The organism is Kineococcus indalonis (genome assembly GCF_009906395.1).
GTDB lineage: Bacteria > Actinomycetota > Actinomycetes > Actinomycetales > Kineococcaceae > Kineococcus > Kineococcus indalonis.
The window spans coordinates 1-3,677 of record NZ_JAAALM010000408.1 but is presented as its reverse complement, the minus strand read 5'-3'; the positions used below and the strand labels follow the sequence as shown (position 1 = coordinate 3,677).

Below are 3,677 nucleotides of genomic sequence, written 5' to 3'. Positions count from 1 at the left end.
GGCGCGGGGAGCGCGGCCGCGCGCGAGGTCGCCGCCGCCGCGCTCCCCGCGCCGCTGCCGCCGCCGCAGGACGAGCGGCCCGCGCCCGTCGCCACGATCGTGCTGCCCTGCTACAACGAGGAGGCGCACGTCCTGCTGGAGATCCAGCGGATCACGGCGGCGATGGACGCCGACGGCATGCCGTACGAGCTGCTGGCCGTCGACGACGCCTCCACCGACGACACGCTGGCGGTGCTGCGCCAGGCCGAGGAGCGCTACCCGCACCTGCGCGTGGTGGCCTTCCGCCGCAACGGCGGCTCGGGCACGGTGCGGCGCATCGGCACGCAGATGGCCCGCGGCGAGATCGTCGTGTGGACCGACGCGGACATGACGTACGAGAACGAGCGCATCCCCGAGCTGGTGCGGGTGCTGCTGGAGGACGACTCCTACGACCAGGTGGTGGGGGCGCGCACCACCGAGGAGGGCACCCACAAGGTGCTGCGGGTGCCGGCGAAGTTCGTCATCCGCAAGGTCGCCGAGGTGCTGGCCAAGCAGCGCATCCCGGACCTGAACTCCGGCCTGCGCGCGTTCCGCCGCTCGGTGTCGCTGCCGTACCTGCGGCTGCTGCCGCCCGGCTTCAGCTGCGTCACGACGATCACGCTGGCGTTCCTGTGCAACCAGCACGACGTCAAGTACGTGCCCACCGCGTACGCCAAGCGCGCGGGCACCTCGAAGTTCCACTTCGTCAAGGACGCCTACCGCTACATCCTGCAGGTGCTGCGGATGGTCATGTACTTCGAGCCGCTGCGGGTGCTGATGCCGCTGGCGCTGTTCCTCTTCGGCCTGGGCTTCGTCAAGGGCGTCACCGACATGTTCCGGCACGCCTTCTACTTCCCGGCCAACACGGTGCTGCTGCTGGTCTCCGGCCTGCTGGTGGGGGCGGTGGCGCTGCTGGCCGACCTCGTGGTGCGCTCGCGGGACTCCGCGTGAGCGCCGGCATGGGCGCCGGGCCGAACGCCGCCCCGGTGCGCGAGCCGCGCCACGAGGCCCCGGCGCGCCGGGTCGTGGTCGTGGGCCCGGCGCACCCGGCCAAGGGCGGCACGGCGCTGCACACCACCGCCCTGGCCCGCCACCTGGCCGCCGCGCCGGGCGCGGAGGTCAAGCTCGTCTCGTGGGCGCGGCAGTACCCGGCGGCGCTGTACCCGGGACGCCCGGAGGTGCCCGGCGGGGTGCCCGAGGTGGAGGGGTTCACCCCGACGGTGCGCTCGCTGGCGTGGAGCTCGCCGGCCTCCTGGGTGCGCACCGGCCGGCGCCTGGCCGCCGCGGACCTGGTGGTCCTCACCCACGTGGTGCCCCTGCAGGTGCCGGCGCTGCTGGGGGTGCTGGCGGGGCTGCGCTCGGCGCGCTCGGGCGCGCGCACCGTGGTGGTCGCCCACAACGTGCTGCCGCACGAGGCGCGCCCGGGCGACGCGCTGCTGGTGCGCCGGCTGCTCTCCGCCGTCGACGGCGTGCTGGTGCACACCGACGAGCAGGCCGAGCTGGCCCGCGCGCACGGCGCGGCGCGCGTGGAGGTGGCCGACCTGCCCCCGCACCTGCCCGGCGGCGCGCCGCTGCCCGGGCCGGCGGGCTCGCGGGTGCCGCGCGACGGCGCCCTGCGGCTGCTGTCCCTGGGCGCGGTGCGCGAGTACAAGGGCGTGGACCTGCTGCTGGAGGCGCTGCGCTCCGTGCCCGCGGTGCGCCTGACGATCGCCGGGGAGCTGTGGGGCCAGGCCGGGCGCGCCGTGCGCGAGCTGGCCGCGGACCCGCAGCTGCGCGAGCGCGTGGAGCTGCGCGAGGGCTACGTGCCCGCCGCGCAGCTGCCCGCGCTGCTGGCCGCGCACGACGCGCTGGTGCTGCCGTACCGCTCGGCGACCGCCTCGCAGAACGCCCTGCTGGCCTTCGCGCACGGCCTGCCCGTGCTGGCCACCCGCACCGGCTCCTTCCCGGCGCAGGTGCGCGACGGCGTGGACGGCGTGCTCGTCGAGCCCGGCAGCGCCCCGGCGCTGGCGCAGGGCCTGCAGCGCCTGACCGGCGGCGGCCTGCAGCGGCTGCGCGAGGGCGTGGAGGCGCCGGACCTGGAGGAGCCCTGGTTCGCCTACCTGGCCGCGCTGCGCCGCGCCGCGCGCGGCGGCACGGCCGCCTCCCCGCCCGGCGGGCGCCTGCTGGCCGTCGCCAAGCGCGGCGCCGAGCACGCCCTGTGGGCGCGGGTGGGGGTGCAGCGCCGGGTGGGCGAGCAGCTCGCCGCCCGCGACCTGGCGGCCCCGCCGGCGCGCCGGCCGGTGCCCAGCGGGGTGCCGCGCACCGGCGTGCTGCAGGACGCCGCCGAGGTCGCCGACGCGCTGGCGCAGACCCGGCGCCTGCACCTGCCGGCGCACCCGGACGCCCCGAAGAACTGGGACGCCCTGGGCGCGGTGGCGGCCGTGCTGACCCTGGCCGACGACGGCTCGCGCTCGGCGCGCGTGCTGGACGCCGGCAGCGCCCGCTACTCCCCGGTGCTGCCGTGGCTGCGGCTGTACGGCTTCGGCGCCGAGCGCGGCGCCCTGGCGGGCATCAACCTGGAGTTCGGCGCGCCCGTGCACCGCGACGGGGTGGAGTTCCGCCACGGCGACGTCACCGACACCGGCCTGCCGGACGGCTCGCTGGACGCGGTGACGTGCATGTCCGTCATCGAGCACGGCGTGCCGGTGCCGGAGTTCCTCGCCGAGACGGCGCGGGTGCTGCGCCCGGGCGGCGTGCTGTGCCTGTCCACCGACTACGACGCGGACCCGCCGGACACCGCGGGCGTGAGCGCCTACGGCGCCCCGGTGCGCATCTTCTCCCCGCAGCAGGTCCGCGAGCTGGTCGCGCAGGCGGACGAGCGGGGGCTGGAGCTGGTGGGGGAGCTGACCGACGAGGTGCTCTCCCACCCGGAGCGGCCGGTGCACTGGGCGCGCACGGGGCTGGACTACACGTTCGTGCTGCTGACCTTCCGCCGGCGCTGAGCGGCGTGCTCGGCCGGGTCCTGGGGCTGCTGCGCTCGCCGTGGGTGCGCGGCGGCTTCCTGGTGGTGGCGCTGGGGCTGGCGGTGGCGTACGTGGTGCGCGACCGCGCCGCCATCGCCGACGCGTGGGCGCGCCTGGACGCGCCCGCGGTGGCGCTGGCGCTGGCGCTGTCGGTGGCCAACGTGGCGCTGGCGGGCGCCTCCTGGCGCGCGGTGCTGGCCGACCTGGGCTCGCCGCTGCCGTGGCGGGGGGCGGCGCGGGTCTTCTTCGTGGGCCAGCTGGGCCGCTACGTGCCCGGCACCGTCTTCCAGTTCGTCGCGCAGGCGGAGCTGGCCCGCGACCTGGGCGTGCCGCGCCGGCGCACCGGCTCGGCGCTGGCGGTGGCGCTGCTGGTGTCGATGACGACGGCGGGCCTGCTGGTGACGGGGGTGCTGCCGCTGGCGCTGGGCGGCGGCTCGCCGGCCGCGGGCGTGCCCGCGTGGGCGGGGTGGGTCGGCTGGGCGGCGCCGCTGCTGCTGGTGCTGCTGGTGCCGGCGGTGCTCAACCGGCTGCTGGCGGTGCTGCTGCGCCTGGCGCGCCAGGAGCCGCTGGAGCACCCGCTGACCGCGCGCGGGCTGCTGGCCTCGGCGGGCTGGGCGCTGGCGTCGTGGGCGGCGGTGGGCCTGCAGGTGTTCGTGC

General features: G+C 77.6%; 3 protein-coding genes. All 3 read left to right on the top strand.

Annotated elements, in window-relative coordinates; translation table 11 throughout:
• The first annotated feature begins 54 nt into the window (after positions 1 to 54).
• A complete protein-coding gene (locus tag GTR00_RS16550; protein ID WP_166612684.1) occupies positions 55 to 969 on the top strand; it encodes a glycosyltransferase family 2 protein in 915 nt (304 codons plus the stop codon).
• Positions 966 to 2,999: a glycosyltransferase gene (locus tag GTR00_RS16545; protein ID WP_166612683.1), complete on the top strand. Its 2,034-nt coding sequence runs from the start codon at positions 966 to 968 to the stop codon at positions 2,997 to 2,999. Before GTR00_RS16550 ends, GTR00_RS16545 begins: the two co-directional genes overlap by 4 nt.
• 5 nt (positions 3,000 to 3,004) lie before the next feature.
• Positions 3,005 to 3,677 (top strand): lysylphosphatidylglycerol synthase domain-containing protein (locus GTR00_RS16540; protein WP_166612682.1); only part of this gene is annotated, 673 nt, incomplete at its 3' end.